This is a genomic window from Streptomyces sp. NPDC059861, from assembly GCF_042731435.1.
Lineage (GTDB): Bacteria > Actinomycetota > Actinomycetes > Streptomycetales > Streptomycetaceae > Streptomyces.
This window is the reverse complement of the sequence record NZ_JBHWJQ010000039.1, coordinates 1-26,815: the sequence shown is the minus strand read 5'-3', so window position 1 is coordinate 26,815 and position 26,815 is coordinate 1. Positions and strand designations below refer to the sequence as shown.

Genomic DNA, 26,815 nt, shown 5'->3' with positions numbered 1-26,815 from the left:
ACGGCCAATCGTGCAGACTCGCGTGCGCGTCCACCCGCGCGCACCCAGGACTACTGCGAACGCCGCGTCAATGAGGGCAAGACGCGACGCGAAATCGTCCGATGCCTCAAACGCCACGCCCGCCCGGGAGGTCCTTCACTTGGTCCGACCCACATCGCTCCGCGGTTCAGCCGTAGGTCTGCGCCGCCGTGATCATGACAGTGGTCAGCGCACCGGCGAACGGGTCCATCCGTCGGACATCCTCGAAGGCCACGTCCCACTCCGGGGCGACACGGCAGCCTTCCGGCAGCGCTACTGCGCTGCGCGTCGGCCAGGGAGTTCGCCGGCTGCTTGCCCGGGGTCTCCGGGAGCTCGGGGGATCGAAGGTGGTGCGTGGGGGCGTCGGGTGACTCGGTGGCATGGCTGCTGGAGCGCCCATTGGTCCCGAAAGGGCGTCTGGCGCAGGTGACTTCCGCTCAGGGCGACTCCATTGACGTCGTGTGCGGCGCCTGGCATCGTTCCCATCTGGCATCGTTCCCATGCCGCCGGTCAGTCGCCACGGGAGAGAGGGAGTGCTGGACGTGGGCTGGACTCAGGTGGGTCATGACGTCTTTCGCTGGGAGGACACCTGTCACGTCTACCTCCTGCGGCACGGCGACGAGGCAGTGCTGGTCGACTTCGGTTCCGGGAGGGTGCTGGACCACCTGGTCGAGGTCGGCGTCGCCCGGGTCACCGACATCCTCGTGACCCACCACCACCGGGATCAGGTCCAAGGCCTGGCGCTCGCGTCGGCCCGCGGGATCGGCATCTGGGTGCCGCCGACGGAGCGTCACCTCATCGACGACGTCGACGAGCACTGGCGGACGAGGCCACTGGACAACGACTACGACGTCCGACAGGACCGGTTCTCACTGCTGTGGCAGGTGCCCGTCACCGGGACGGTGCCCGAGTACCGCACCCGGCGCTTCGGCGCCTTCGACATCACCACGCTGCCGCTCCCGGGTCACACCCCCGGCTCGGTCGGATACCTCGTCGAAACCTGCGGCCGCAGGCTGGCGTTCACCGGCGACCTGATACACGGCGACGGCCGCGTGTGGTCCCTGGCCGCCACCCAGTGGGCCTACACGGGCTTCCACCCGAACGCCGGCCTGGAGGGAGTCGCCGCGACCGTCCTGTCCTGCGCCCTGCTGTTGCGTGAGCGGGTGGATCTCCTGCTGCCCTCACACGGTGAGCCGGTCACGGACCCGGAGGGGGCCGTGGCACGTCTGACGCCCCTGCTGCGCGAACTGATCGACTCCCGGCGCCGTACGCCCTGGGATCCGGAAGCGCTGCTGGAGCGGCCGTGGGAACCCGTTACACCCCATCTGCTGCGTAACACCACGAGCGTGGCGCAGTCCTACGCCCTGCTGTCGGATCAGGGCGGCGCGCTCCTGCTGGACTTCGGCTACGACCTCACCACCGGGCTGCCCGGCGGACACGACCGTTCCGCACGGCGGCCCCTGCTCGCCTCCGTCGAAGCGCTGCGGCGTCAGTACGGCGTCGACCGGGTGGAGGTCGCGCTGCCCACGCACTACCACGACGACCACGTCGCCGGGTTCAACCTGCTCCGCGCGGTGCACGGAACCGAAGTCTGGTCGCCCGCGCACATTGCCGAGGTCCTGTCCGTGCCCACCGACTGGGATCTGCCCTGCTTGTGGTACGAGCCGATCCCGGTCGATCGCGTCCTGCCCCGCGAGGGGGCATTCCGCTGGCGCGAGTACGAGATCGGTGTCCACGACCTCCCCGGGCACACCCTGTACGCCTCCGCGTACTCCATGGACGTCGACGGACGCCGCATCGTGGCGAGCGGCGACCAGCAGAACACCGCGTGGGATCCGGTACGCGGTGAGGTCGAGATCCTCAACTACCAGTACCGCAACCGCTTCCGCATCGACGACTTCGCCCGCAGCGCCGACCTCTACCGGCGGCTGCGGCCAGATGTGCTGATCAGCGGGCACTGGCCGCCCCACGAGGTCACCGAGGCCTACCTGGACATGCTGGCGTCGGAGGGGGAGCGCTTGGCACGGCTGCACCGCGAGCTTCTTCCCGCCGGTTTCGACCTGGAGGCCGAGGGCCTGGGTGCCCGCCTCACGCCCTACCGCTCCGTACGCGCGCCGGGCGACACGCTGCGGGTCACCGTGGAGGCCCGCAACCCCCTGCCGCATGCCGAGGTTGTCCGGCTCGTCCCTGTGCTGCCCCGGGGCTGGAGTGCCGAGCCGCCGTTCCGTGAAGTGAAGGCCGGTGCCGGGGAGTCGGTGACGGAGACGTTCGCCGTGCGGATACCGGCGGACGAGCGGAGCACGGAGCGGCAGCGTGTGGGCGTCGACATGTCGGTCGGTCAGGTGGCCCTGGGTCAGCAGGCCGAGGCTCTGGTGAGTGTGCGATGACCAGTGCCGCGGGCGAGAAGGGGGCCGAGTCAACCGTGCCCGAGGTGGTGTGCCGCAAGGACGGCACGGTCACGATCAGGGCCGCGCGTTGGCGGATGACCCTGGCTGCGCACGGCCAGACGGCGTACGTGCACGCCGTCGGCGGCGGTCACCCGGTCGAGCTCCAGTTGGCGGGCGCGCTCGACCGCACGGACGGCACGGACGAGACGCTGGAGACGGGGCCTGTCGCATGGCACACCGAGGACGACCGCCCGGTGCTGGTCGTTCCGCGCCGTAGCACGGTTTGGCGGGAGGCGCTGACCCGCGTCGTGTGCACAGACGAAGGACCGGAGATCAGCTGGGAGGTCCAGGGCCGAGGCGTGTTGCGCGACGTGCTGTGCCTCGCGGTACGTGCCGCGTTCGGCGGCCGCGGGGGAGGACTGCGGCCCAGCGGCCACGCGTTCTCCACTCTGTTCAGCCCCAACCCCGGCCCGCCCAGGCGCCTGCTGCGCGGGGCGGGGGAGAGCGCGGTCATCGGCGCGGTGGGTGACGCTCGGCCCGGGCGCGGGCACTGGTTCTTCACCCCCGCTCCGCTCTGCCTGGCCCTCTCGGAGAACCGATTCCCCGATGACACCGATCCGGCGCGAGCGCGCGGCCCCCTGCCGTGGTGGACCCTGTCGGTCGGCGCCGACGTGAGCGACCTGACGTTCACTCAACTGCACTACGTGCCTTCCGACGGCGGCTTCCACCTACGACTGGAGTACGAGGGACACACCGAGGTCGACGGGCGGTACCGCACTCCGGCCGTCCTGGTCTCGCCGGGGCACACCGACCCCTACGCGGGATTGCACGCCCACCGGCGCTGGTTGGAGGGGCACGGCTGGGCCGCCGCGCCGTACCAGGGCCCTGAGGAACGTCCGCTGTGGTGGAGCGAGCCGATGTTCTGCGGATGGGGGGCCCAGATGGCCAGGGCCCGTGTCACCGGTGTGCCGGCCCCCGACCTGAGCACGCAGGCGGAGTACGACGCCCACCTCGAGCATCTGCGTGAGCACGGACTGGACCCGGGGACGGTCGTCGTGGACGACAAGTGGCAGCGCAGCTACGGCTCGTGGGAGCCCGACGAGGAACGCTGGCCCGACCTGCGCGGCTGGATCGAGCGGCAGCACGCGCGGGGCAGGCGGGTGCTGCTGTGGTGGAAGGCCTGGTCCACGGAGGGCGTTCCGGACGAATGGTGCGTGCGCACATCCGACGGCCGTCCCGTGACCCTGGACCCCGGTCGCCCTGACGCGCGAGCGCTGCTCGCGGAGAACGTCCGGCACATTCTCGACCCGGACGGCCTGAACGCCGACGGACTCAAGGTGGACTTCACCGCCGACACGCCGACAGGCGAAAGCCTGACCGCCCAACCAGGCCGGTGGGGGATCGCGTTGCTGCACCAGTACCTCGCGGTCCTCCACAGGTCCGCCAAGCGGACCAGGCCCGACGCGCTGGTCGTGACGCACACACCGCACCCCGCGTTCGCCGACGTGACGGACATGGTCCGCCTCAACGACATGCTCCGCCTGGACGATCCCGATCCGTGGGCGCCTGTGGTACCGCAGATGCGGATGCGCGCCGCCGTGGCCGCCGCGGCGTGTCCGGACACACTGATCGACACCGACGACTGGTGTGCGCCGGACCGGGAGCAGTGGCGTGCCTACACACGCGTCAAGGACCGACTCGGTGTGCCCGCCCTGTACGTCTCCACCCACCTGGACCGCACCGGCGAACCGTTGGAGGAACTCGACTACGCTGCGCTGCGTGAGCTGTGGAGCCGGTGGCGTGCGCGTCCCGGTGACAGGGAGAAAGGCGGGGGGCCATGGCAGGCGGCGGGCCGGAGCGGGGCAAGCGGACGCGGGTGACTCTGCGCGACGTCGCCGAGTCGGCACAGACCTCGCGCTCCACGGCCTCCCGGGCCCTGAGCGGGAGCGGTTACGTCGCGGAGCACATCAGGGAGCGGGTGCAGGCGGCGGCCGACCGCCTCGGATACGTGCCGGACGTGTCCGCCCGGACTCTGAAGGGCCGGGCCAGTGGAGTGATCGGCCTCCTGGTGTCCGACCTACGCAACCAGTTCTACGCGGAACTGGCAGCCGGGGTGGAACACACCCTGTCGGCCGAGGGCTACCAGGTGGTGCTGGTCGACGACCACGGCAGCGCGGAGCGGGCCGTTGACGCCGCCCGGGCTTTTCTCGCGATGCGGGCCGACGGAGTTCTCCTCGCTCCCGTCGGCCGGGAAGCCACCGAACTGCTCGTGGAACACGGCATGCCGGTGACGGAGGTCGACCGCCGCTCGGGCGTGCGCGGCTGCGACGTGGTGAGCATCGACAGTGAGGCGGGTGCCCGGGCAGCCGTCGACCACCTCCTCGCCCTCGGACACCGGGCCGTCGGCGTGGTGATTGACGAGACGTTCTGGGACACGGGGCGCGACCGGCTCAAGGGATATCGGGGGGCTCTGCGCGCGGCCGGACTGACCGCTCAGCGCCGGTACGTCCTCGACCTGGGGCAGACCGACCGTCCAGCGCGTGAGGAAGTGGCCAGGTTCCTTGACTCGCAGCCTCCCCTGACGGCTGTCTTCGCCGCCAACAATGTAGTGGCGGAACTGGTGTGGCTGGAGCTGAAGAGGCGGGCCGTCCGCGTGCCGGAGCAGTGCTCCGTGGTCTCTTTCGACGACCTGCCCTGGATGCGCATGGTGAGCCCCGCTGTGACGGCGGTGCGCCAACCGGTGTTCGCCATGGGGGAGCGTGCTGCCGGACTGCTGCTCGAACGGGTGCGCCGCGGGGGCGGCGGCCGCAGCGCCTCTCATGTGCTCCAGCCGGAATTGGTGGTCCGAGACTCGACCTCCGCACCTGCGCACTGAGACCGCGCCCGAACTGCGCCGCGGTACCTCAACGCCCGCGCGGCGTCCACACGGCTGACGGGCCGCCGGGCGCGACCCTGTGTGGGCGGCACGCGCCGGCCGCGCCGACACTCGATCGACGCAACGTCATGAAAAGAGGTCGAGGGCTTCGTGCGAGGTCATGAGGACGACTCCCACGTTCCGACAGGGCCCGCTCGCCGGCATGCGTGCCGCTGTGCGGGGTGCTCTGCCGGACCTGGCTCGGCGTGACGTTCGGCTCCGGCTGCCTCCGTTGCGCCCAACGGGCCGACCGCTGACCCGAGATAACGATGCGCACTTCGACTCCATGAGTCCCCGCAGACCCGTTGACGCACGGAGGGGGTGTGGTTACGTTCTCATGTGGGATCGATGCCACACACCTGGAGCCGTCTGACCCGCCTGCTGTCGCGTCAGCCCTTCGATCTCCCGTGTAGCCAGCTTCCTCAAAGGAGAGCCGATGGTGGCAGCACATCACCGCACCGCACACCGCACTCTCGCGCTCGTCTCCGTGACCGCGGCGCTCGCCGTCCTCACGGGGTGCGGTGGCGTGAGTCTCGCGGACACCGCGTCGACGACCTTCACCACCCTGGGGTACGGCATGGACGATGCCCTGGCCGCGGACCGTATGGACACGGCGCGAGCCGCTCTGAAGGGTCTGCACATCCAGGTCAACGAAGGGCAGTTCGACGAGCAGCAGTTCCTGTCGGCCGTCGCCGCGGGCGATCCGCCCGACGCCGTGCACATGGACCGGACCCTGATCGGAGGCTACGCCGCCCGCGGAGCGCTGGTGCCCCTGACCGACTGCATCAAGAAGGAGCGGATCGACCTCGGCCTGTTCAACAAGACGGCTCTCGCCGAGGGATCGCTCGACGGGACGGTCTACGCACTGCCCGACTCGTACAACAGCCGCCTCCTGCTCATCGGTGACAACGTGGTCAAACAGAACGGCATGCAGGCGTCCGACGTGAACACCGGGAACTGGGAGGCGCTGCGCAGCCTCACCGAGCGGCTGAAGAAGTCGGACGGGAAGAAGCTGACCCGCATCGGCTTCGATCCGAAGATCCCCGAATTCCTCCCCCTATGGGCGAAGGCCAACGGCGCCGACCTCATCAGCCCCGACGGACGCACCGCGCAACTGAGCGACCCGAAGGTCGTTGAGGCGCTGACCTACACCGTCGGCCTGATCAACGCCCAGGGCGGCTGGGGCCGATTCAAGTCCTTGCGCGACTCGTTCGACCAGTTCGGTGCCGAGAACCAGTTCGCCACGGACCAGATCGGGGCGATGCCGATGGAGGACTGGTACGTCGACGTCCTCGCCGGCTCCTCCCCGGACGTGGCCCTCGCGACCGGCGTGTTCGAGGATCGCCGAGGAAAGACGCTGAACTGGACGTCCGGCTTCGGATGGGCCATCCCCCAGGGCACCCGCCACCTCGACGAGGCCTGCACGTTCATCAAGACCATGACGGCGACCAGCACCTGGGTGCACGCGGCGAAGACCAAGGCCAAGGAGGTGCGGGACGCCGGTCATGCCTACACCGGCGACGTCACGGGCAACCTGCGGGCCGACCGCATCATCGAGCACGACATCTGGAAGCCCACCGGAAACGCGGCGTTCGACAAGGCCACCCGCACCCTCTTCGACATCTCCCGGCAGGGCTTCGCCGTGCCTTCCAACGCCGCGGGCACGGAGTTCAAGAACGCCTGGCAGAACGCGGTCAACCGGGTGCTCTCGGGTGAGCAGAGCCCGCGGCAGGCGCTCGACCAGGCTCAGCGGCAGGCCCAGAGCGCCCTCGACATCGCCAACGAGGGCAGGTGAGCACCCCCATGACGACCAACACTCCCGCACCGCGTGCCGTCGCGGACGGCGCCGCCGTGAAGCGCCGGCGCCGCCGTGAGACCTGGGCCGCATACGGCTTCCTGTCCCCTTGGGTCTTCGGCTTCCTCGTCTTCACCGCCGGCCCGATGATCGCCAGCCTGGTTCTGTCGTTCACCGACTACGACGGCATCGGCACCACGCACGGCGTGGGCACCGCCAACTACCAGCAGCTCTTCGCCGACCCCTCGGTGGCCAAGTCCCTCACCAACACGCTGGTGTTCACCGCGCTGCGCGTGCCTTTGCAGATGGCGCTGGCCCTCGTGCTCGCGATGCTGCTGATGAAGGCCGGCCGCGCCTCGGGCGTCTTCCGCACCATCTTCTACCTGCCGGTGATGACCCCGCCCGTGGCCATCGGCATCCTCTTCCTGCTGCTGTTCAACGGCAACGTCGGACTGATCAACGAGGTGCTGGGCTGGGTGGGTGTCACCGGTCCCAGCTGGACGACGGACGGCCAGTGGGTGAAACCGGGCCTGGTGCTGACGAGCCTCTGGTCGGTCGGGTCGACGGTGATCATCTACTTCGCCGCGCTGCGCAGCGTGCCACGTGAGCTGTACGAGGCGGCCGAGCTCGACGGAGTGGGCCGGTGGAACCGTTTCCGCCATGTGACCGTGCCGCAGATCTCCGGGACCCTCTTCTTCACCCTCATCGTCAACACCATCGCGTCGCTGCAGACCTTCACCGAGGCGTACACCGCCTTCTTCGGCAGCGCCAACTCCCAGACGTACAGCAACGACGCCGCGTTGTTCTACGTCGTCTACCTCTTCCAGCAGGCCTTCCAGTATCTCCACATGGGCTACGCCTCCGCCCTCGCATGGCTGCTGTTCCTCGTGATCGTCGCCATCACGCTCATCCAGGCCAGGGTCAGCAAGCGGTTCGTCTACTACGAAGGGGAGGAGCGGTGACACAGCTCTCCGCGACCGAGGCGGCTGCTCGCCGCGCACACCGGGACGACCGGAACCGAAAGCTGCCCGGTCACGCGGGAGAGGGAACTCTCACGTCCCGGGCCGGAGCCAGGCCTCTCAGCCGCATCCTGCGCGGGCTCGGTCTGGCCGCCGCCACGGTGACGTTCCTCTACCCGTTCCTCTGGTTGCTCAGCGCCTCCGTCAAGCCTTCCACGGATGTCTTCGACAACGCGCTGGTGCCGCATGTGTGGCAGTGGCAGAACTACGTCGCCATCTGGGACGCGGTGCCGTTGCTCACCTGGGTCGGCAACAGCGTCGCGGTCACCCTCGCCGCCGCTGTCACCGTCACCGTGAGCAGCGCACTGGTGGCCTTCGGATTCGCCTACTTCCGCTTCCCCGGCCGCAACGCCCTGTTCGCCGTGGTGATCGGCACGATGATGCTGCCGGCAGCGGTCACCATGGTGCCCCAGTACTTGGTGTGGAACTGGCTCCACCTGGCCAGCAGTCAGGTACCCCTGTGGGCACCCAACCTGTTCGGGAGCGCCTTCTACATCTTCCTGCTGCGGCAGTTCTTCCTCGGGCTGCCCCGCGAACTTTTCGAGGCGGCGCGCGTCGACGGCGCCAGTTACTGGACGCTGTTCTGGCGGATCGCTGTTCCCCTGTGCCGGCCGGCGCTCGTCGTCACCTTCATCTTCGAGGTCCAGGCCGCCTGGACGGACCTCGTGCGCCCCCTGATCTACCTTCGCGACCCCGCCCTGTACACCGTGCCCCGTGGACTCAAGGCGGTGCTGGACCAGTTCGGCGCCGGTGGCGAGATGCGCTGGGAGATCGTCTGCGCGGCGTCCCTCGTCGTCACCCTGCCCATGATCATCGCCTTCCTCGTCTGCCAGCGGCACTTCACCGAGGGCGTGGCGACGACCGGAAGCAAGGGATGAGGAAACAATGACCCACCCCCCACACAACCGTGCCCGCGATGCCGTGCTCGCGCTGGATGTCGGAGGCACCAAGCTGGCCGCTGGAGTCGTGCGAGGGAACGGCGAGGTGCGGTCGTTCGTGACCTGTCCCACCGACATCTCAGGGGGACCGGAGGCATCGCTCGCGCGCCTGTTCGACCTGGGGAAGCATGCGCTCGATCAGGCAGGCGTGGAGCCGGGTGACGCGCCGGCGCGGCTGCTGGGGTGCGGCATCGGCTGCGGCGGCCCGCTGGACTCCGCGCGGGGCGTTGTGCTGTGCCCGCCACACCTGCCGGGGTGGGTCGACGTTCCCATCACCCGGCTCGCCGAGAGCACTTACGGACTGCCCGCCGTCCTGGACAACGACGGCACGGCCGGCGCCGCGGGGGAGTGGCGCTTCGGTGCCGGCCGCGGTACCCGGCACCTCGCCTATCTCACGGTCTCGACGGGGATCGGCGGCGGGTTCGTCGTCGACGGACGCACCTACCGCGGGGCGGCCGGCAACGGCGGCGAACCCGGCCACATCACCGTCCGCTCCGAGGGCCGGCCCTGCCGCGGCTGCGGCCGGACCGGGTGCCTGGAGGCGTACGCCTCCGGCACGTCCCTGGGCGAACTGGCCCGGGAGGCCGTCGGGCGGGGGGAGTACACCTCGTTGCCGCAGGACGCCACGGCCGCCGACGTGGCCCGCGAGGCCCGCGCGGGCGATCCGCTGGCCGCCCGGCTGTGGGACGAGGCCACCGCGCTGCTGGGGCAGGGTGTGACCTCCATCGTCAACCTCTACGAGCCCGAGGTCGTCGTCCTGGGCGGCGGAGTCACCCGGGCCGGTGAGCAACTCCTGGCACCCGTACGCAGCGCGGTCGCCAGCCTCGCGATGCGCCCGGCGGCGCGGGCGGTCCGCGTTGTCCCCGCCGCGAACGGCGACCGGGCCGGCGTGCTCGGCGCCGCCGCCATCGCCTTCGAACGACTGGCCGGCACAGTCGACGTACCTCACGTTTCGGACGAGGGGGAGCTCAACTGATCGGTTACTCCGGATACTTCGCGCTCCTCCCGTCACGGGCCGGACGACCGAGCCCCGGCAAGGCGGATGACTTCCGCAAACTCGCGGTCACCCGCGCCCCGGCCACGGCGCACCCACCGCTCTTCCCCCTCCCGTACACCGCCCACGTCCCCCCCACCGCCCCCTCCCTGCGCCCGTGCCCGAATGTCATGGCGGGCCGACCGACCACCGCACACCGCTGTCATCCCTGGAGACACATGTCCACCCCCATCGCCCGCCCAGGCGGGGCCCTCACCCCGGCCGACCAGCTCGCCGACCACCTCGCCGCCGTCGCAGGGCTGCACGCCCTCCTGCCCGCGCTGCGCGCCGTGGGCGACCGGCTCATCGAGGTCTACCGCCGCGGCGGCCGCCTCTACACCTTCGGCAACGGCGGCAGCGCCGCCGACGCCCAGCACCTCGCTGGTGAGCTCATCGGACGTTTCCTGCGCGAGCGCCGTCCGCTGCCCGCCGTCTCACTGGTGACCGACCCCACGGTCGTGTCGTGCATCGCAAACGACTACTCGTTCGACGAGGTCTTCGCCCGCCAGATCCAGGCGCTCGCCACGCCCGAGGACATGGTGATCGCCTTCAGCACCTCGGGCCGCTCCGGCAACGTCGTCCGCGGACTGCAGCAGGCGCGTTCCTGCGGAGCCGTGACCGTCCTGTTCGCCGGCGGGACGGAGGAGGGCATGCCTGCCGCCGAGCACGCCGACCTCACCCTGGTCGCGCCGGCCACCGCCACCGCGCGCATCCAGGAGACGCACCTCACCCTCCTGCACCTGCTCAGCGAGCACGTCGACGCCTGGGCCGCCGGGGAGCGCGGTGCCGGCGACGACACGACGACCGCACCGCACGACGACCGACAGGAGACCGCCGCCGTATGAGCACGCCCCGTCCCGCCTCCCGCGACCGGCTGCTGCACCTCGTCGGCAACGCGCACATCGACCCCGTATGGCTGTGGCGCAAACCCGAGGGCCTGCAGGAGATACGCGCCACCTTCCAGTCCGCCGTCGACCGCATGGAGGAATACCCCGACTTCGTCTTCACCTGCGACTCCGTGATGTACCTGGAGTGGATCGAACAGCACGACCCCGAGCTGTTCGCGACCATCGCGAAACGTGTGGCCGAGGGGCGCTGGCAGGTCATCGGCGGCTGGTGGATCGAGCCGGACTGCAACATCCCCGCCGGTGAGTCCTTCGTCCGCCAGGCGCTGTACGGGCAGCGCTACCTGCTGGAGAAGTTCGGGCGGGCCGCGACGATCGGCAGCAACCTCGACCCCTTCGGGCACAACGCGACCATCCCGCAGCTCCTGCGCAAATCCGGTATGGACGGCTACGTCTTCCTGCGGCCCGGTCCCCACGAGCAGGTTCTGCCGGGCCAGTTCTTCCACTGGGAATCCCCCGACGGCTCCCGCGTCACCGCCTACCGGTTGCCCAACGAGTACGGCACACCAGGCACCGACATCGGCAACCACCTCGACAAGTCGCTTGCGCTGATGCCGCCGGACGAACCCGAACTCATGGTCTTCTACGGCGTGGGCAACCACGGTGGCGGACCCACCAAGGCCAACCTCGACTCCATCCGGCGCCTGGACTCCCTCGGCGGCCTGCCCACCCTGCGCCTGAGCCACCCCGAGGCGTTCTTCTCCCGCATAAGCGACCGCGACGACGTCCCCGTGCACACCGGGGAGCTCCAGCATCACGGACCCGGCTGCTACTCGGCGCACTCGGGGGTGAAGGCCTGGAACCGCCGCGCCGAGAACGAACTGCAGCGTGCCGAGAAGTGGGCGTCCGTGGCCTCCGTCGTCACCGGCGAGCAGTACCCCGGCGACCAGCTCACCGAGGCCTGGAAGCTGGTGCTGTTCAACCAGTTCCACGACATCCTGGCGGGAACCTCCGTCCGCTCCGCCTACGACGACGCCCGCGACGAGTACGGCCGGGCCCGCTCGATCGCGGCCGACGTGTTCAACAGGGCCGTGCAGGCCGTGGCCCGCCGCATCGACATCCCGTTGCGCGAGGACACGACGCCCCTGGTCGTCTTCAACCCGCACCCCTGGACCCTCGACGGCGATGTGGAGGTCGAGTTCGGCCAGGCCGCAGCCGTCCGGCTGACCGACGACACCGGCGCACCCGTGCCTGTCCAGCTGACCCGGTCGGAGGCGACCATGGTCGGCAACCGCGGGCGCCTCGCGTTCCGCGCGAGCGTCCCGCCGCTCGGCCACCGCGTCTATCACCTCGTGAACGGCGCGGAGCGAGGCAGCCAGGGGCCCGTCACCGCCACCGACAGCAGCTTGGAGAACGAGCACCTGCGGATCGAGGTCGACCCGGCCACCGGCTGGCTGAGCTCCCTGGTGGACAAGGAGACCGGCGCCGAGTTGATGCCCAAGGGCCCAGGCGCCCATGCCGTGGTCGTCGACGACCCCAGCGACACCTGGGGCCATCGCATCCACTCCTACGACAGGGTCATCGGCCACTTCACGACCGGCCGCTGCCGCCTGGTCGAGTCCGGCCCCGTCCGCGCGGTCCTGCGCGTCGAGAGCACCTACGGCCGCTCGGAGATGGCGGAGGAGCTCGTCCTGTCCGCCGGCGCGCGCCACGTCGAAGTCCGCACCGTCGTCGACTGGCACGAACGGCTGAAGCTGCTCAAGCTGCGCTTCCCCACCGCACTCACCGACGTCACCGCCACCCACGAGATTCCCTACGGACACTTGGAGCGCAGCCCCGACGGCACCGAGGAGCCCACTCAGGCGTGGGTCGACGTCACCGGCACACTGCCGGGTGGCGCGCGGGCCGGACTGACCGTGGTCAACGACAGCAAGCACGGACACGACGTGCGCGGTGCCGAGATCGGGATGACAGCCCTGCGCAGCCCGGTCTACGCCTGGCACGAGCCGCGCGTCCTCGACGACGACGGCGTCTACGAGTACCTGGACCAGGGCCGGCAGGAGTTCCGCTACCTGCTCCTGCCGCACGGTGCCGACTGGCGTGTCGCCGACCCCGCGCGCCGCGCCGCCGAACTCAACCAGCCCGCCTTCGCCCTTCTGGAGACCTTCCACAGCGGCCCGCTGGCGCAGGTGCGGGCCAACGTCGACGACGCAGCGGGCCCCGTCGTCGTCACCGTCGTCAAGGGCGCCGAGGACGGCTCGGGAGACCTCGTCGTGCGGGCCTACGAGTCCCAGGGACGGCCGGCAGGTGCGCGCATCGCTCTGCCCATGCTCGGCGACCGCGTCATCGAGGCCGAGTTCGGCCGTCACGAGATCAGGACGTTCCGCGTACCGCGCGATCCGGAACTGCCGGTGACCGAGACCGATCTGCTGGAGCTCACCCCGGACCACCCACGCACGCCCGAGGACGCCTGACGTGCAGCTCCTCACAGACGGCTGGGAACTGCGCGGCTGCCTCGGCGACACCTGGCGCTGGCTGTGCGGACCCGGCCGGCCCGGCGGGGAACCCGGGTGGCTGCCCGCCCGGGTACCCGGGTCCGTCCTCGACGACCTGCGGGAGGCCGGCGTCGTACCGGACCCGTACCGGGGCACCGACAGCCTGCTCAGTGAATGGGTGCCGCAGCGCACCTGGCTCTACCGGCGCACGCTGACCGTGCCGCCGCTCGGGCCCGGGCAGCGGGTCCTGCTGCACTGCGACGGAATCGATCACGAGGCGACCGTCCTGGTCGACGGCGCGGAGGTGGCCCACCACGTCGGGATGTACACGCCTTTCACATGTGACCTCACGGACCGGGTGCCCAGCGGTGGGGGCAGCGTGCTGCTCGCCGTCGCCGTGCACGCAGCGCCGCCCGGCGAGCCGCAGGTGGGCCGCACCGACCGGGTCCGCACCCACAAGTCCCGGATGGGTTACGGCTGGGATTTCTGCCCGCGGATGGTCCACCAGGGGGTGTGGAAGCCGGTGCGACTGGAGATCGCCGGACCGGTTCGCCTGGCCGGCACCACTGTCGGAGCCGGCCTGGCCGACAACGGCCCCGACGGCACGGTGGACGTCACCGCCCGGCTCGACGCCACCACACCGGGCAGCGTACGCATCACCGTCCGCGACCCCGAGGGGAGGGACGTGGCCCGGACCGAAGTGGGCCACGCCGCAGGGGCCCAGGAGGTCTCGGCACGCCTCACCGTCCGCGCCCCACGCCTGTGGTGGCCCAACGGCCATGGCGACAGGCCTCTTTACACGGTCACCGTGAGCCTGCGCGACGCGGCCGGACAGACCGTCGGCCGGGCCGAGCGCCGCTGCGGCTTCCGCCGCGTCGTCCTGCGCCCCAACCCCGGCGCGCCCGCCGACGCCCTGCCGTACACCCTGGAGGTCAACGGCCGCCGGCTGTACACCAAGGGGTGGAACTGGGTACCCCACGACGTCCTGTACGGTGCCGCCCGGCCGGGGCGCCTGGACCACCTGCTCACGCTCGCCGCCGACGCACACGTGACCCTGCTGCGGGTGTGGGGCGGAGGGCTGATCGAGAGCGAGAGGTTCTACGACGCCTGTGACCGGCTGGGCCTGCTGGTGTGGCAGGAGTTCAGCCTGTCCAGCTCCGGCATCGACAGCGTGCCCGCCGAGCACCCGGACTACCTCGCGCTCATGGAGGAGGAGGCGCGGCACATCGTCCCGGCGCTGCGCCACCACCCCGCACTCGCACTGTGGGGTCCGGGCAACGAACTGCACGACACCGCCACGGCCCGCCCGCTGTCGGAGTCGGACGCCCCCGTGATCGCCCGCCTCGCCGGCGTCGTCGCCGAACTCGACCCCGGCCGCGCGTGGTTGCCCGGATCCCCCTCCGGTCGCGCCTTCCTGAACCGCCTCGACCTGATCCGCGCCGACCCCGAGGCACAGCACGACGTGCACGGGCCCTGGGAGCACCAGGGCCTCGGAGCCCACCAGGAGTTGTACGACGCGGGAACGTGCCTGCTGCACTCGGAGTTCGGCGTCGAGGGCATGGCCAACCGCCGCACCTGGCAGCACGTCGTGCCCGAGGACCGGCAGTGGCCCACCGGGCGCGACAACCCCGTCATGGAGCACCTCGGCGCATGGTGGAACAACACCCCCCTGGTCCGCGCCGCGTTCGGTGGCCGACCGGTCGACGTGGACGGAATGCGGCGGGCCAGCCAGCAGCTCCAGTACGACGGACTGCGCTACGCCGTCGAGGCCAACCTCCGCCGTGCTCCGCGCAGCAGCGGTGCCCTGCCGTGGCAGTTCAACGAGCCCTTCCCCAACGCCTGGTGCACGGCCGCCGTGGATCACCGGGGCGATCCCAAGCCGGCCTATTACGGAGTGCGCCGCGCCTACCGGCCCGACCACGTCTGCGCGTCCTTCGCCACCCAGGCGTGGGGCGGGCGCCGCCTCTTCACCGCGACGCCCCGTGCGTGGCGCACGCACCCGGGCACCGGCAGCGGTGGCGGGGCCAGCACCGTCCTGGTCCGTGCCCTGACCCTGGAGGGCGAGGCCATCGGTGAGAGCAACGGCGAACTGAGCGTGCCCCTCTCCGAGATCCCCGGCCCCCTGTTCCTGCTCGACCTGACGCTGCGCGACGACGAAGGCGGACTGCTGGCGGCCAACCGCTACATCCACAGCACCACCGATGACCTGGCCCCGCTGTTCGACCTCGCGCCGGCCCGCATCGAGACCGAGGCCGAGACAGGTCTCGCAGCCGTGCGCCTGACCCACAGGGGAGGCCCCGCGGCACTGGGCCTGTCCCTGACCGACGCCCGGCCCTACGCCGCCGCCGGCTGGGCCGTACCGGACGACTCCATGATCGACCTGCTGCCGGGCGAAACCGTCCGCCTCCCCGTCACCTGGCGCGACGCACCTCTCGAAGGGCGCGCCCTGCTTCTCGAAGGCTGGAACACCGATGCCCGTCTCCTCGACTGACTCGCTCGCCTCCGCCATCGCGCAACCGCGCTGCGGGCACGGTGGGTTCACCCTGCGTGACGCGGACGACGGCCTCGTACGGTTCCCCTACGTGGTCGGCCTCCTCGCCGCCGACGGCACCTGCCTGGCCGTGCCCGCCGCCTCCGTGGTGACCGGCGCGGCGGGCACCGTCCATGCCACCGGCTCCGCCGGCGGCTTCCACGCCGACCTGCGCCTCGAACCCGCCGGCCACGGTCGGCACACGGCAATCCTCACAGTCACCCGCGCCGCCCCGGACCCCGTCGTGGCGGGCCTGCGCGTCGAGGTGCGGCTCGGCCCCACCGACGACCCCGGCTGGCTCGTGCCCGGCGTGTTCTACGGGCAGAACCGCCTGCCCGGCTCCTCCCGCCCCTTCCCGCGCTTCGCCCCGGCCGACGACGACGACCCGACGGGCCTCACCGCGCCGGCCTGGTCGTTCCGGGCCGATCGCTGCGCCACACCAGCCGTCTTCGCCCGCGACCGCCGCGCCGGTGCCGCGCTCGCCACCGGGGAACACGGCAGCCTGGGCCAGCACGGCGTCGGGTTCGCCCTGGTCGACGACAACCACCCGGCGCTGCGGCTGCACGCTCCCTACCGTGAGGAGCCGGTGTCGTACTACGGCTCGGACCGGCCACGCCCCGCCGACCTGCCCGAGCACCGCTGGCAACCGGGGGAGCGGCACACCCTGACCTTCACGCTGCACCTCCTCGACGCCGATCCGCACGCCTACGCGCCCGTCCTGCGCACCCTGCACACCGACACCGCGAGGCCGGGCGAAGCCGCCGCGTGGGTCGGTGTGCGCGAGGCGGCCGCGCTGAGCGCGGAGGGCCTGCACCGGTGGCACTACCGCGCCGATCCGCCCGTCCTGCTGGAGACCGCCGCCTTCGACCGTGAGGCGCTGGGCGAGCGCGGCGACCGGCAGGCCATGCACGTCTCCTGGGTCAGTGGCGCACCCTACGCGCACGCCCTGCTGCTGCACGCGCGCCGCACCGGTGACGTGGCCATGGCCGACGCCGCCACCGGCGTGCTCGACCACATCTGCTCCCACTTGACGCCCGGCGGCACCTTCTGGGGTCAGTGGACGGCCGCCCGCGGCTGGTCGGCGGGCTGGACGGGTGACGCGAACAAGCTGCACGCCCGTACCCTCGGCGACGCCACCCTCTTCGTTCTGCGCGCACTGCGCGCCGAACGGGCCCGAGGCGTCGACCACCCCGTGTGGGAGCGGGCGGTGAAGGCCAACCTCGGGGCCGTGCTGCGGGGGCAGGACCCGGTCGCCGGACGCCTCGCCGCGGCTCACCGCGCCGACACCGGAGGGGCCGTCGACCACCGTGGTGCCGCCGGGCTCGCCTTCGTCAGCGCCCTCGTCGAGGCGGCCGCCCTGTTCGACGCCCCCGACTACCTGGAGGCGGCACGGCGGGCCGGGCACGCCTACGCCGCCGACGTCACATCCGAGTTCCTGTGCGGCGCGCCGGAGGACGTCTCCCTCGCCCCGACCTCCGAGGACGGCTACAACGCGGTCATCGCCTACACCCTCCTGCACGAGGCCGGCGACCACGACGGCCGGTGGCTCGACCTGGCACGACGGTCCGCCGACTGGACACTGACGTTCCGCTACACCTACGACGTCCGCTTCGATCCCCGCACCCTGCTCGGCCGCTACGGCTTCCGCACCCGCGGCGCGGACCAGGCCTCCCCCTCCAACCAGCACCTGCACGCCTTCGGCTTGATCTGTCTGCCCGAGACCGTCCGCCTGGCCCGCCACCTCGGCGACCCCTACTACCTGCGCTCGGCACGCGAGAACCTGGACTGTTTCCGGCAGTTCGTCGCCCGGGCCGACGGAGACTTCAACGCCTACCGAGGCATGGTCAGCGAGCGCTTCTACCAGACCGACTGCTTCCAGGCCAAGGGCATGCTGCTGACGCTCTCCCACGCCTGGTCCGCCGGAGTGCTGCTGTACGCCTGCGAACACGCCCTCGGCCTGCCCGAATTCCAGGAGGAGCTGTGAGCACCGACCGACCCGGCCCCACCGGCGCGCTGCACTTCCCGCCCGGGTTCCGCTGGGGCACCTCGACCTCGGCGTACCAGGTGGAGGGCGCCGTCGACGCAGACGGTCGGGGCGAGTCCATCTGGGACCGCTTCTGCCGTTCCCCCGGCGCCGTCGAGCACGGCGACACCGGGGACGTCGCCTGCGACCACTACCGGCGCGCCGAGGAGGACGCCGACCTCATGGCCCGCCTCCACACCAACGCGCACCGCTTCTCGATCGCCTGGCCCCGGATCATGCCCGAGGGGCGGGGGAATGTGGAACAGCGCGGTCTCGCGCACTACGACCGCTTCATCGACTGCTTGCTGGAGCGGGGCATCGAGCCGCTCGTCACCCTCTACCACTGGGATCTGCCGCAGACGCTGCAGGAGTCCGGCGGCTGGCGAAACCGCGACACCGCCGAGCACTTCGCCCGGTACGCCGCCGTCTGCCGGGACGCCTTCGGTGACCGGGTGCGCGACTGGGTGACCGTCAACGAGCCCTGGATCGTCGGAGTGCTCGGCCACCAGCTCGGCCTGCACGCCCCCGGTGAGAAGGACGTCAGGGCGTCGGTCACCGTCATGCACCACCTGCTGCTCGCGCACGGCCTGGCGGCCGGAGAACTGCGCTCCGGCGCCCGCGGCGACACCAGAACCGGTATCGCCTACAGCCTGTTTCCGCACACCCCCGACAACGCCGGCGACCCCGCCGACCGCGAGGCCGCCCGGCACTCCGACGGGTATGTCAACCGCTGGTTCCTCGACCCCGTCCATGGCCGCGGCTACCCCGACGACATGCGCCGCCACTGGGAGAAGGCCGCCGGAGCGCTCGACTTCGTCCGCGACGGCGACCTCGACACCATCGCCGCGGGCAGCGACTTCATCGGCGTCAACTACTACACCCGCCGGATCGTCCGCGCCGACCAGGGCGACGGCCCCTGGCCGTGGCGGGTCGCCGAGGGCCGCCCCGGCGTGCCGCGCACCGACCTGGGATGGGAGATCGTTCCCCACGACCTGCGGGATCTGCTGCTGCGGCTGCACACCGACTATCCCGGAGTGCCCCTGCTGGTGACGGAGAACGGCGCGATCTACGGGAACGAACCTGCTGCGGACGGCGCCGTCCATGACCGGCGCCGCATCGAGTTCCTCCACGGCCACCTCAAGGCGGTCCACGAGGCGCTGGCCCTCGGCGCGCCGGTCGAGGGCTACTACCACTGGTCGCTGATGGACAACTTCGAGTGGGCCATGGGTTACTGGCCCCGCTTCGGCCTCGTCCACGTCGATCGTGCGACGCAGCGCCGCACGGTCAAGGACAGCGGCCACTGGTACGCGCGGGCGGCGGCGGACGGCGCCATTCCCGGCGTCCTCACCACCGGGGAGCCGGACCGGTGAGCCCAGGCCGACGACCGTCCTCCATGGGCCGCGTGTGCGTGCCCCGCGCCGGAGCAGTCCCAACTCCTCGTCCCCGTACGCCGTTCGCCGAGCGGCACACCGGCCGACGGACACCGAGGCGGTGGCCGTCGGCCGGGGGACCGTACGGCCGGCCCGACGGTGATCACCACCGCGCCCGCACCGGTGAACGCAGAGAGCACCGGCGGCCGTACGCCGCTGCGCCGCCGTCACCAGGCCGTCCCACCGGGCAGGCGTCATGAGCGGACACGCGAGCACCCCACTCCTCGCAGGCGTCGACATCGGCAGCACCCATTGCAAGGCGCTGCTCACCGATCTCTCCGGTACGGTCGTCGCCCGCGCCCAGCGTGACACCCCCCGCGACACCGCCGGCCACACCCACCCCGCGGGTGAGCTCCTCGGTGCGGCGCTGGACACCCTCGCCAGCTGCGTGCGGCAGGCGGGTCGCGCGCCCGCGGCCGTCGGCCTGACCGGTATGGCCGAGGCGGGCGCGCTGCTCGCACCGGACGGACGCACGCTCACCCCCGTACTTGCCTGGTCCGACCCCGCGCCCGCCTCCCAGGCCGACCGGTTGCGCACCACCCACGGGGCGCTCGCCCTGCACGCCCGCACAGGCGTCCTGCCCAGCGCGAAAGTGCCCCTGGCCAAGTGGTGCGCGCTGGCCGCCGAGCACCCCGAGGTCCGGGCCGGCGCCGCGGCCTGGGCAGGAGCCGTGGACCTCGTCGCGCACGCCCTCACGGGCAGCCTCGGCACGGACGCAACCTTCGCGCAGCGCACACTGGCCTGGAATCCGCACACAGGATCCTGGCAGCCCGACCTGCTGGCCGAGGCGGGGCTGACGGAGGACCACATGCCGCCGGTGCACCGGCCCGGGCGGCCCGTCGGCCGTGTCACCGCCGACGCGGCCGCCGCCACCGGCCTGAAGGCCGGGACGCCGGTCGTCGTCGCCGGCCACGACCACCTGGTCGGAGCCTGGGCGGCGGGAGTGCGTACGGCCGGGCAGGTCGCCGACTCGATGGGCACGGCGGAAGCGGTGCTCACCGTGAGCACCGACGCGCCGGACGCGGCGGCCGCGGCCCGGCAGGGCATGTCGTTCGGCCGCCACGTGGACGGCTCCCACTGGATCGTGCTGGCCGGGATGCGCAGTTCCGGCGCGCTCGTCGAGTGGTTCTGCGACCAGTACCTCGGCCTGGCCGGCAGGCCCGGCACCGAGCGCTACGAGGCGTTCGCCCGCCTCGTAGCCGCGGCCCCGGACGGCCCCACCGGCCTGCTGTTCGCGCCCTACCCGGACGGGCGGTCGAGTCCCTGTCCCGACCCGGAGGCCCACTGCGACATCCTCGGCCTGAGGCCTCGGCACGGCCTCGCCCACCTGGCCCGGGCGCTGCTCGAAGGAGCCGCGCACCACGTGCGGTGGATGACCGACACCCAGGCCGCCCTCACCGGCCGGCCCCCGGCCTTCGTGACGCTGCTGGGAGGCTCGACCCGGCAGCACACGTGGACCGCCCTCAAGGCCGCCGTCAGCCCCTGGCCCACCCGTGTGTGCCACGAGCCCGAGGCCCCCGCGCTGGGTGCTGCCGCCTGGTCGGGCGCCGCACTCGGCCACGATCCCGCCGCCCTGCGGGCCACCGCCACCGAACTCGTCCCGGAGCCGGACACCGCCCACGCCTACCGCGCCGAACACCGGCGCCGGTTCCTGCCCTACGTCACCGCACCTGCCGTGCGCGGCGCCGAACGCGCCCACGACAGGTGACCGGAACAGCCAACGAGGAGAACCCCGATGACCGCCGTCCGCCACCCTGAAACCCTGGCCGGGGGCTCCGTCGCACCGGCCGCCCTGGCCCGCCCGTCGGGCACGTTCGCCATGGTCGCCGCTGACCAGCGGGACTCACTGCGCACGATGATGGCCGAGCGCGCCGACGTGCCCGGCGAGGCCGTGCCCGACCAGCGGCTCACCGACTTCAAACTCGCCGTCGCCCGTGAACTGGGCCCGTACGCCTCGGCGTTGCTTCTCGACCGCGACTACGGGTACCACCAGGTGACCGCCGCGGGCGCCCTGCCGCGAGGCTGCGCTCCCATCCTCGCCGTCGACTCCCTGGACCAGCCACCCGGCGGCGCCGTGCACGACACGTCACTCGACGAGGACGCCGACATCGAGGCCGCCGCCGCACAGGGCGTTCGCGGCCTGAAACTCCTCGTCATCTGGCGCCGCGACGACCGGCGTGAGCGACGCGTCGCCCTGGCGCACCGCTTCGTTCGGCTGTGCCGCGACGCCGGCCTCGCCTCCGTCCTGGAACCTGTCGCCCGCCCGACCCGGCAGGAGGAGGCGTCCGGAACGTTCCGCCTGAACGACTCCATCGTGGAAGCCGCCAGAGAGCTCGCCCCTTCGAGCCCCTCGCTCTACAAGTGCCAGGTCCCCGACGGCGGCAAGGGAACCGTCGCGGAACTCGCCGCCCAGGCCGAGCGCATCGACGCGGTCGTCGACGTCCCCTGGGTCGTTCTCTCGCAGGGCGTCGCCGCCGACGACTTCCCCCGTGCCGTCGAGGCTGCGTGCCGCGCCGGGGCCTCCGGATTCCTCGCCGGACGCGCCCTGTGGAGCAACGCCCTGGACGCGGAGGATCCCGTAGCCGCCCTCCGCGGCCCGAGCGCCGACAGGCTGCGCCTGCTCGCCGACATCGTCGACACGCACGGTCGGCCCTGGTGGAGCACGGCCGAGGCCGAGAGGACCGGTGTCTGATGCCCGCCGCCCGGCCCCGCGTCTGCGTCCTGCACACCGTCACCGCGCTGCCCGCCCTCTTCGAGCAGCTGGTGCGGGAACTCGCTCCCAACGTGGACACCTACCACGTGGTCGACGAGAGCCTGCTCAACGACACCGTGGCCCTCGGCCCGCTGCCCCGCACCGCCGCCCGCCTCTCCTCGTACGTGATCGGGGCCCAGACGGCCGGCGCGGACGCCGTCCTCGTCACCTGCTCGTCGGTCGGTCCCTTCGCCGAAGCCGCCCGCCCCCTGGTCGACATCCCCGTCCTCCGGGTCGACGAGCCGATGGCGTCCCAGGCGGTGCAGCGTGGACCGCGCATCGCCGTACTCGCCACGCTCGACTCCACGCTGCGCCCGACCGCGGACCTCGTCCGCCGTCGCGCGGCACGGGCCGGAACGGACGTCACCGTCACCACCACGACCTGTCCCGGCGCCTACCAGGCGCGCACCTCGGGCGACCCGGACCGGCACGACGAACTGATCGCGGCGGAGGCGCTGCGTCTGGCCGCCGATCACGACGTCCTGGTGCTGGCACAGGCCTCGATGGCCACCGTCGTCGACCGGCTTTCGGCCGGGCGGATCACCGTGCCGGTGCTCTCCTCGCCGCGCGGTGGAGCCGCCCAGCTCGCCGGCGTGACCGCACGCGAGGAGCGGGCATGAGCAGACTCGGCTGTGTGGCGGACGACTTCACCGGCGCCACGGACCTGGCGGGCAACCTGGCGGCCACCGGGCGGCGCGTCGTGGTCACCGTCGGCCCTGACGACCGGCCGCCGAAGGACGCCGATGCGGTGGTGGTGGCCCTCAAGTCCCGTACCGTGCCGCCCGAGGAGGCCGTCGCGGCCTGTCTCGACGCCCACCGGAAGCTGACGCGCGCCGGCTTCGACCGGATCTGGTTCAAGTACTGCTCCACTTTCGACTCCACGGCACGCGGCAACATCGGTCCCGTCACCGACGCCCTTCTGGAGGCCACCGGAGCGCCCTGGACCATCGCGTGCCCCGCCTTCCCCGCGGGTGGCCGCACCGTGTACCAGGGCCATCTGTTCGTCGGCGACCGCCTGCTCAGCGAAAGCGGTATGCGGCACCACCCGCTCACCCCGATGACCGACCCGGACCTGGTGCGGGTGATGGGCGCGCAGTCCCGGTACCGGGTAGGTCTGCTGCCGCACCGCGTGTTGCGGTCGGGCGAGACGGCGGCGCGTGACCACGTGTCCGACCTCGTGTCCAAGGGAGTACGCGTCGTCGTCACCGACGCCTTGGACGGCCACGACCTGTCGGTCATCGAGCGACTCACCCGCGACCTGCCACTGATCACCGGTGGATCCGGACTGGCGTTGTCCCTGCCGCCCGTGCGGCCGGGTGCCGCCGCCGCACGCGTTCGCTCGGCACCCGGCCCCCTGGCCGTACTGGCCGGCAGTGTCTCCGACACCACCGTCGCGCAGATCCGCCACGCCCGGTCACTGCTGCCGCACCGGCTGCTGTCCGTCGGTGACCTCGTTCGGTCGCCGAAAGCCACCGTCGCCCACGCCGTGGCCTGGGCGGCCGCGCACCTGGACGCCGGCCGCGACGTGCTGCTGTACTCCGCCGACGACCACGCGCAGGTGCGCGCGGCCCAAGAGGCTTACGGCGTCGAGCGCAGCGCCCAGGCTGCAGAGCGGGCCCTCGCCGACTGCGCCCGGGCACTGGCCTGCCGGGGCGTGCGGCGCTTCCTCGTGGCCGGCGGGGAGAGTTCCGGAGCTGTCGTCGAGGCCCTGGGAGTGTCCCGGTTGCGCATCGGCCCCGCCATCGCCCCGGGCGTGTCCTGGACCGAGGCGACCCATGGCGGCCACACCCTCAACCTGGTGCTGAAGTCGGGCAACTTCGGCGCCGAGGATCTCTTCACCACCGCGCAGGACGTCCTGTGACCGCGACCCCTGCCAACACCGCCGACGCCCTCGCCGCAGCGTGTCGCGACCTCGCCGCGCTCGGGCTGAGCCCGGGCAGTTCGGGTAACGCCAGCGTCCGCACGGCGGACGGCATCCTGACCACCCCGACCGGTCTCCCGCTCAGCGCTCTCACGGCACAGGACATCAGCGTCCTGGACTCCTCGGGGCGGCACCGGGCCGGGCCGCCGCCCACCAAGGAGGCTCCGCTGCACCTGCGGGTCTACGCGCGGCTACCGCACCATGGGGCCGTCGTGCACCTCCACTCCACCCACGCGGTCGCCGTGGCCTGCCTCGAACCGGCCGAGCACGCATCGGTGTTCCCGCCCTACACGCCCTACAGCGTGATGCGGCTCGGCGCCGTCCCCCTCCTGCCCTACGCGCCGCCCGGCAGCGAAAGGCTCGCCGCACTCGCCGACCGCCTGTCGCCGGACACCCGCGCCTGCCTGCTCGCCCAGCACGGATCGATGACCATGGGGGCGGATCTCGGCACCGCGATCCAAGCCGCCGTAGAGCTGGAGGAGACGGCCCGGATCCACCTGCTTCTGGCCCAGCACCGCGGCGTCCGCACCCTCAGTCCGGACGAGTACGCCGCACTACGCCCCTGACTCCCCGATCCGCCCGGCGGGCACCCGGAGCAGGGGCGTCCCGCCGTCGCCCATGTTCCCTCCAGCCGGACCCGGCTCGTATTTCCAAGGACCCGTCATGCCCGAATCCTCCGCCTGGTGGCGCAACGCCGTCGTCTACGAGGTCTACGTCCGCAGTTTCGCCGACGGAGACGGCGACGGTGTCGGCGACCTGCCCGGCATCACCGCACGCCTGGACCACATCGCCGACGTCGGAGCGGACGCCGTGTGGCTGACGCCGTTCTACCGCTCGCCCATGGCCGACGCGGGATACGACGTCGCCGACCACCGCGACGTCGACCCGCTCTTCGGCACCCTCGCCGACTTCGACTCCCTGCTCGCCCGCGCTCACGACCTCGGCCTACGGGTGATCATCGACCTGGTCCCCAACCACACTTCCGTGCGACACCGCTGGTTCCAGGAGGCGCTGGCCGCGCGGCCCGGCAGCGCGGCCCGTGCGCGATACGTCTTCCGCGACGGCCGTGACGGGGGCGCGCTGCCCCCCACCGACTGGCGGTCGGTGTTCGGCGGCCCGGCCTGGCAGCGCGTCCCCGACGGGCAGTGGTACCTCCATCTGTTCGCCCCCGAACAGCCCGATCTCGACTGGTCCCACCCCGAGGTCACCGCCGAGTTCCACGAGATCCTGCGCTTCTGGCTCGACCGGGGCGTCGACGGCTTCCGCTTCGACGTCGCCCACGGCATGGCCAAGGACCTGGCCGAGCCGCTGCGCGACCTGGGCCCGGACCAGGTGCACCATTCCATCGTCGGTGAGGGTTGGGAGGGCCGGCACCCATTCTGGGACCGGGACGACGTGCACACCTTGCTGCGCGGCTTCCGCGAGGTCGTCGACACCTACACCCCGCCGCGTGCCACCGTCGCCGAATCGTGGGCCGCGCTGGACCGACGAGCGCTCTACACCCGGCCCGGTGAACTTCACCAAGCCTTCAACTTCGACTTCCTCAAGGCAGCCTGGAACCCGGCGGCACTTCGCGCCACCATCGACCGGTCGCTCGCCCTGCCCCGGGCAACGGGCGCTGCGCCCACCTGGGTTTTGTCCAACCACGACGTGGTCCGGCATGCCTCCCGGCTGTTGCTGCCGCCCGGCACGACCCCGGACGCCTGGCTGCTCTCCGCGGGTACCGCACCGTCGCTCGGCCCGGACGCGGTCCGTCGCCGCGCCCGTACCGCCGCGCTCCTGCTGCTGGCCCTGCCGGGTGCCGTATACCTCTACCAGGGCGAGGAGTTGGGTCTGCCCGAGGTGGCGGAGCTGCCCGACGGAGTGCTCCAGGACCCGGTTCGCCACCGCTCCGGAGGAGCTCGCAAGGGCCGCGACGGTTGCCGGGTGCCGCTGCCCTGGAACGGCGAAGGGCCGTCGTACGGCTTCGGTGCCGGCGCACCCTGGCTGCCCCAGCCCGCCGCCTTCGCCGCGCTGTCCGCCGAGGCCCAGAGAGGGGACCCGGACAGCACTCTCAACCTCTACCGCAGGGCCACACGCCTCCGGCGCGCAGTCCCGGCCGACAGCGAACTGGAGTGGAACGAACAGTCCGACCCGCGCGTCCTGGACTTCGGCGTCGGCCCTCTGCGCTGCGTGGTCAACGTCTCCGCCGACGAGGTGCCCGTGCAGCCGGGACGCCGGCCGCTGCTCTCGAGTGCGCCGCTACCGGCTGCCGCTCACGTCCTCCCACCGGACACGGCGGTGTGGTACGCGAACGCGTTGGGCGGATCTGCCATGCATGCGGGCCGGATGTGACCACCGGCGGTGAATGCGGACCGCTCGTCCACATGGCGGTGGGGGCGAGGCCGACGTGACGTCGTGCGGGCTGTCGTGTTGTTCCCAGCGGTCGCTCACCGCTGTGTGGTGGGCCTCGCTCTGCGTCTGGGCGCGGTGGTGCCGGCCGTGATCGGCGAGCAGGGCACGGCCGGTGTCTGGGCCGGCTCGCACGGCTGGCCACGGGTGCAGTACTGACGAGCGAGGGCAGGAGATGCCGCCTGGCGGTTGCTGCCGGCAGCGGACGCTGCGAGGAGGATGCCGTAGGTGTTGTGTTCCGGGAGGTTGTGGACGGGTGAGCGAGGTCTCGGTTGAGGGATCTTGAACAGGTGAGGGCCTTCCGGTTCGGTGTGGATTGCGACG

Annotated in this window: 18 protein-coding genes; all 18 read left to right on the top strand. The window is 71.9% G+C overall.

All coding sequences use genetic code 11. From position 1 onward, the window contains the following. Positions 1-560 precede the first annotated feature (560 nt). The gene (locus tag ACFV6X_RS28470; RefSeq protein WP_385388084.1) at positions 561-2,405 is read left to right on the top strand and encodes an MBL fold metallo-hydrolase; all 1,845 of its coding nucleotides are present in this window, start codon (positions 561-563) and stop codon (positions 2,403-2,405) included. Further along, positions 2,402-4,285 (top strand): hypothetical protein, encoded by a 1,884-nt coding sequence (locus ACFV6X_RS28465; protein ID WP_385388081.1) that lies wholly within the window; start codon positions 2,402-2,404, stop codon positions 4,283-4,285. The genes ACFV6X_RS28470 and ACFV6X_RS28465 overlap by 4 nt, the downstream gene beginning before the upstream one ends. Then, positions 4,243-5,280, top strand: coding sequence for a LacI family DNA-binding transcriptional regulator (locus tag ACFV6X_RS28460; RefSeq protein ID WP_385388079.1), 1,038 nt, complete (start codon positions 4,243-4,245; stop codon positions 5,278-5,280). The genes ACFV6X_RS28465 and ACFV6X_RS28460 overlap by 43 nt, the downstream gene beginning before the upstream one ends. A 475-nt stretch (positions 5,281-5,755) precedes the next feature. Continuing rightward, positions 5,756-7,114 carry an extracellular solute-binding protein gene (locus tag ACFV6X_RS28455; RefSeq protein ID WP_385388076.1) on the top strand — a complete coding sequence of 453 codons (1,359 nt, stop codon included), beginning with the start codon at positions 5,756-5,758 and terminating at the stop codon, positions 7,112-7,114. A gap of 8 nt (positions 7,115-7,122) precedes the next feature. Further along, complete coding sequence (locus ACFV6X_RS28450) at positions 7,123-8,076, top strand: carbohydrate ABC transporter permease (RefSeq protein ID WP_385388073.1); 954 nt, start codon at positions 7,123-7,125, stop codon at positions 8,074-8,076. Beyond that, on the top strand, positions 8,073-9,011 hold the full coding sequence (locus tag ACFV6X_RS28445) for a carbohydrate ABC transporter permease (protein ID WP_385388071.1): 939 nt from the start codon (positions 8,073-8,075) through the stop codon (positions 9,009-9,011). The genes ACFV6X_RS28450 and ACFV6X_RS28445 overlap by 4 nt, the downstream gene beginning before the upstream one ends. Before the next feature lie 7 nt (positions 9,012-9,018). Next, positions 9,019-10,047 carry an ROK family protein gene (locus tag ACFV6X_RS28440; protein ID WP_385388068.1) on the top strand — a complete coding sequence of 343 codons (1,029 nt, stop codon included), beginning with the start codon at positions 9,019-9,021 and terminating at the stop codon, positions 10,045-10,047. Between the two features lie 236 nt (positions 10,048-10,283). Next, a complete protein-coding gene (locus ACFV6X_RS28435) occupies positions 10,284-10,949 on the top strand; it encodes an SIS domain-containing protein (RefSeq protein ID WP_385388066.1) in 666 nt (221 codons plus the stop codon). After that, the gene (locus tag ACFV6X_RS28430; protein ID WP_385388064.1) at positions 10,946-13,423 is read left to right on the top strand and encodes an alpha-mannosidase; all 2,478 of its coding nucleotides are present in this window, start codon (positions 10,946-10,948) and stop codon (positions 13,421-13,423) included. Before ACFV6X_RS28435 ends, ACFV6X_RS28430 begins: the two co-directional genes overlap by 4 nt. 1 nt (position 13,424) lies before the next feature. Beyond that, positions 13,425-15,935 carry a glycoside hydrolase family 2 TIM barrel-domain containing protein gene (locus ACFV6X_RS28425; protein ID WP_385388061.1) on the top strand — a complete coding sequence of 837 codons (2,511 nt, stop codon included), beginning with the start codon at positions 13,425-13,427 and terminating at the stop codon, positions 15,933-15,935. Then, positions 15,916-17,958 (top strand): hypothetical protein, encoded by a 2,043-nt coding sequence (locus ACFV6X_RS28420; RefSeq protein ID WP_385388058.1) that lies wholly within the window; start codon positions 15,916-15,918, stop codon positions 17,956-17,958. The genes ACFV6X_RS28425 and ACFV6X_RS28420 overlap by 20 nt, the downstream gene beginning before the upstream one ends. Further along, positions 17,955-19,367, top strand: coding sequence for a GH1 family beta-glucosidase (locus ACFV6X_RS28415; RefSeq protein ID WP_385388055.1), 1,413 nt, complete (start codon positions 17,955-17,957; stop codon positions 19,365-19,367). Before ACFV6X_RS28420 ends, ACFV6X_RS28415 begins: the two co-directional genes overlap by 4 nt. 256 nt (positions 19,368-19,623) lie before the next feature. Further along, on the top strand, positions 19,624-21,135 hold the full coding sequence (locus ACFV6X_RS28410) for an L-fuculokinase (RefSeq protein WP_385388052.1): 1,512 nt from the start codon (positions 19,624-19,626) through the stop codon (positions 21,133-21,135). A 27-nt stretch (positions 21,136-21,162) separates the two neighbouring features. Beyond that, positions 21,163-22,119, top strand: a complete 957-nt coding sequence (locus tag ACFV6X_RS28405; protein ID WP_385388049.1) for a hypothetical protein — start codon at positions 21,163-21,165, stop codon at positions 22,117-22,119. Next, positions 22,119-22,799 carry an aspartate/glutamate racemase family protein gene (locus tag ACFV6X_RS28400; RefSeq protein WP_385388046.1) on the top strand — a complete coding sequence of 227 codons (681 nt, stop codon included), beginning with the start codon at positions 22,119-22,121 and terminating at the stop codon, positions 22,797-22,799. Before ACFV6X_RS28405 ends, ACFV6X_RS28400 begins: the two co-directional genes overlap by 1 nt. After that, positions 22,796-24,040 (top strand): 3-oxo-tetronate kinase, encoded by a 1,245-nt coding sequence (gene otnK, locus ACFV6X_RS28395; RefSeq protein ID WP_385388043.1) that lies wholly within the window; start codon positions 22,796-22,798, stop codon positions 24,038-24,040. Before ACFV6X_RS28400 ends, otnK begins: the two co-directional genes overlap by 4 nt. Further along, complete coding sequence (locus ACFV6X_RS28390) at positions 24,037-24,666, top strand: class II aldolase/adducin family protein (RefSeq protein ID WP_385388040.1); 630 nt, start codon at positions 24,037-24,039, stop codon at positions 24,664-24,666. Before otnK ends, ACFV6X_RS28390 begins: the two co-directional genes overlap by 4 nt. A 97-nt stretch (positions 24,667-24,763) precedes the next feature. Continuing rightward, entirely contained in the window at positions 24,764-26,434 is a 1,671-nt protein-coding gene (locus ACFV6X_RS28385; protein WP_385388038.1) for a glycoside hydrolase family 13 protein, read from the top strand. Positions 26,435-26,815: the final 381 nt, after the last annotated feature.

What these genes read in the sequence shown, in the direction of transcription:
- ACFV6X_RS28465 (WP_385388081.1), top strand. Translation starts at nt 2,402, where the DNA reads ATGACCAGTGCCGCGGGCGAGAAGGGGGCCGAGTCAACCGTGCCCGAG.
- ACFV6X_RS28460 (WP_385388079.1), top strand. Translation starts at nt 4,243, where the DNA reads ATGGCAGGCGGCGGGCCGGAGCGGGGCAAGCGGACGCGGGTGACTCTG.
- ACFV6X_RS28455 (WP_385388076.1), top strand. Translation starts at nt 5,756, where the DNA reads ATGGTGGCAGCACATCACCGCACCGCACACCGCACTCTCGCGCTCGTC.
- ACFV6X_RS28450 (WP_385388073.1), top strand. Translation starts at nt 7,123, where the DNA reads ATGACGACCAACACTCCCGCACCGCGTGCCGTCGCGGACGGCGCCGCC.
- ACFV6X_RS28440 (WP_385388068.1), top strand. Translation starts at nt 9,019, where the DNA reads ATGACCCACCCCCCACACAACCGTGCCCGCGATGCCGTGCTCGCGCTG.
- ACFV6X_RS28435 (WP_385388066.1), top strand. Translation starts at nt 10,284, where the DNA reads ATGTCCACCCCCATCGCCCGCCCAGGCGGGGCCCTCACCCCGGCCGAC.
- ACFV6X_RS28430 (WP_385388064.1), top strand. Translation starts at nt 10,946, where the DNA reads ATGAGCACGCCCCGTCCCGCCTCCCGCGACCGGCTGCTGCACCTCGTC.
- ACFV6X_RS28420 (WP_385388058.1), top strand. Translation starts at nt 15,916, where the DNA reads ATGCCCGTCTCCTCGACTGACTCGCTCGCCTCCGCCATCGCGCAACCG.
- ACFV6X_RS28410 (WP_385388052.1), top strand. Translation starts at nt 19,624, where the DNA reads ATGAGCGGACACGCGAGCACCCCACTCCTCGCAGGCGTCGACATCGGC.
- ACFV6X_RS28405 (WP_385388049.1), top strand. Translation starts at nt 21,163, where the DNA reads ATGACCGCCGTCCGCCACCCTGAAACCCTGGCCGGGGGCTCCGTCGCA.
- ACFV6X_RS28400 (WP_385388046.1), top strand. Translation starts at nt 22,119, where the DNA reads ATGCCCGCCGCCCGGCCCCGCGTCTGCGTCCTGCACACCGTCACCGCG.
- otnK (WP_385388043.1), top strand. Translation starts at nt 22,796, where the DNA reads ATGAGCAGACTCGGCTGTGTGGCGGACGACTTCACCGGCGCCACGGAC.
- ACFV6X_RS28385 (WP_385388038.1), top strand. Translation starts at nt 24,764, where the DNA reads ATGCCCGAATCCTCCGCCTGGTGGCGCAACGCCGTCGTCTACGAGGTC.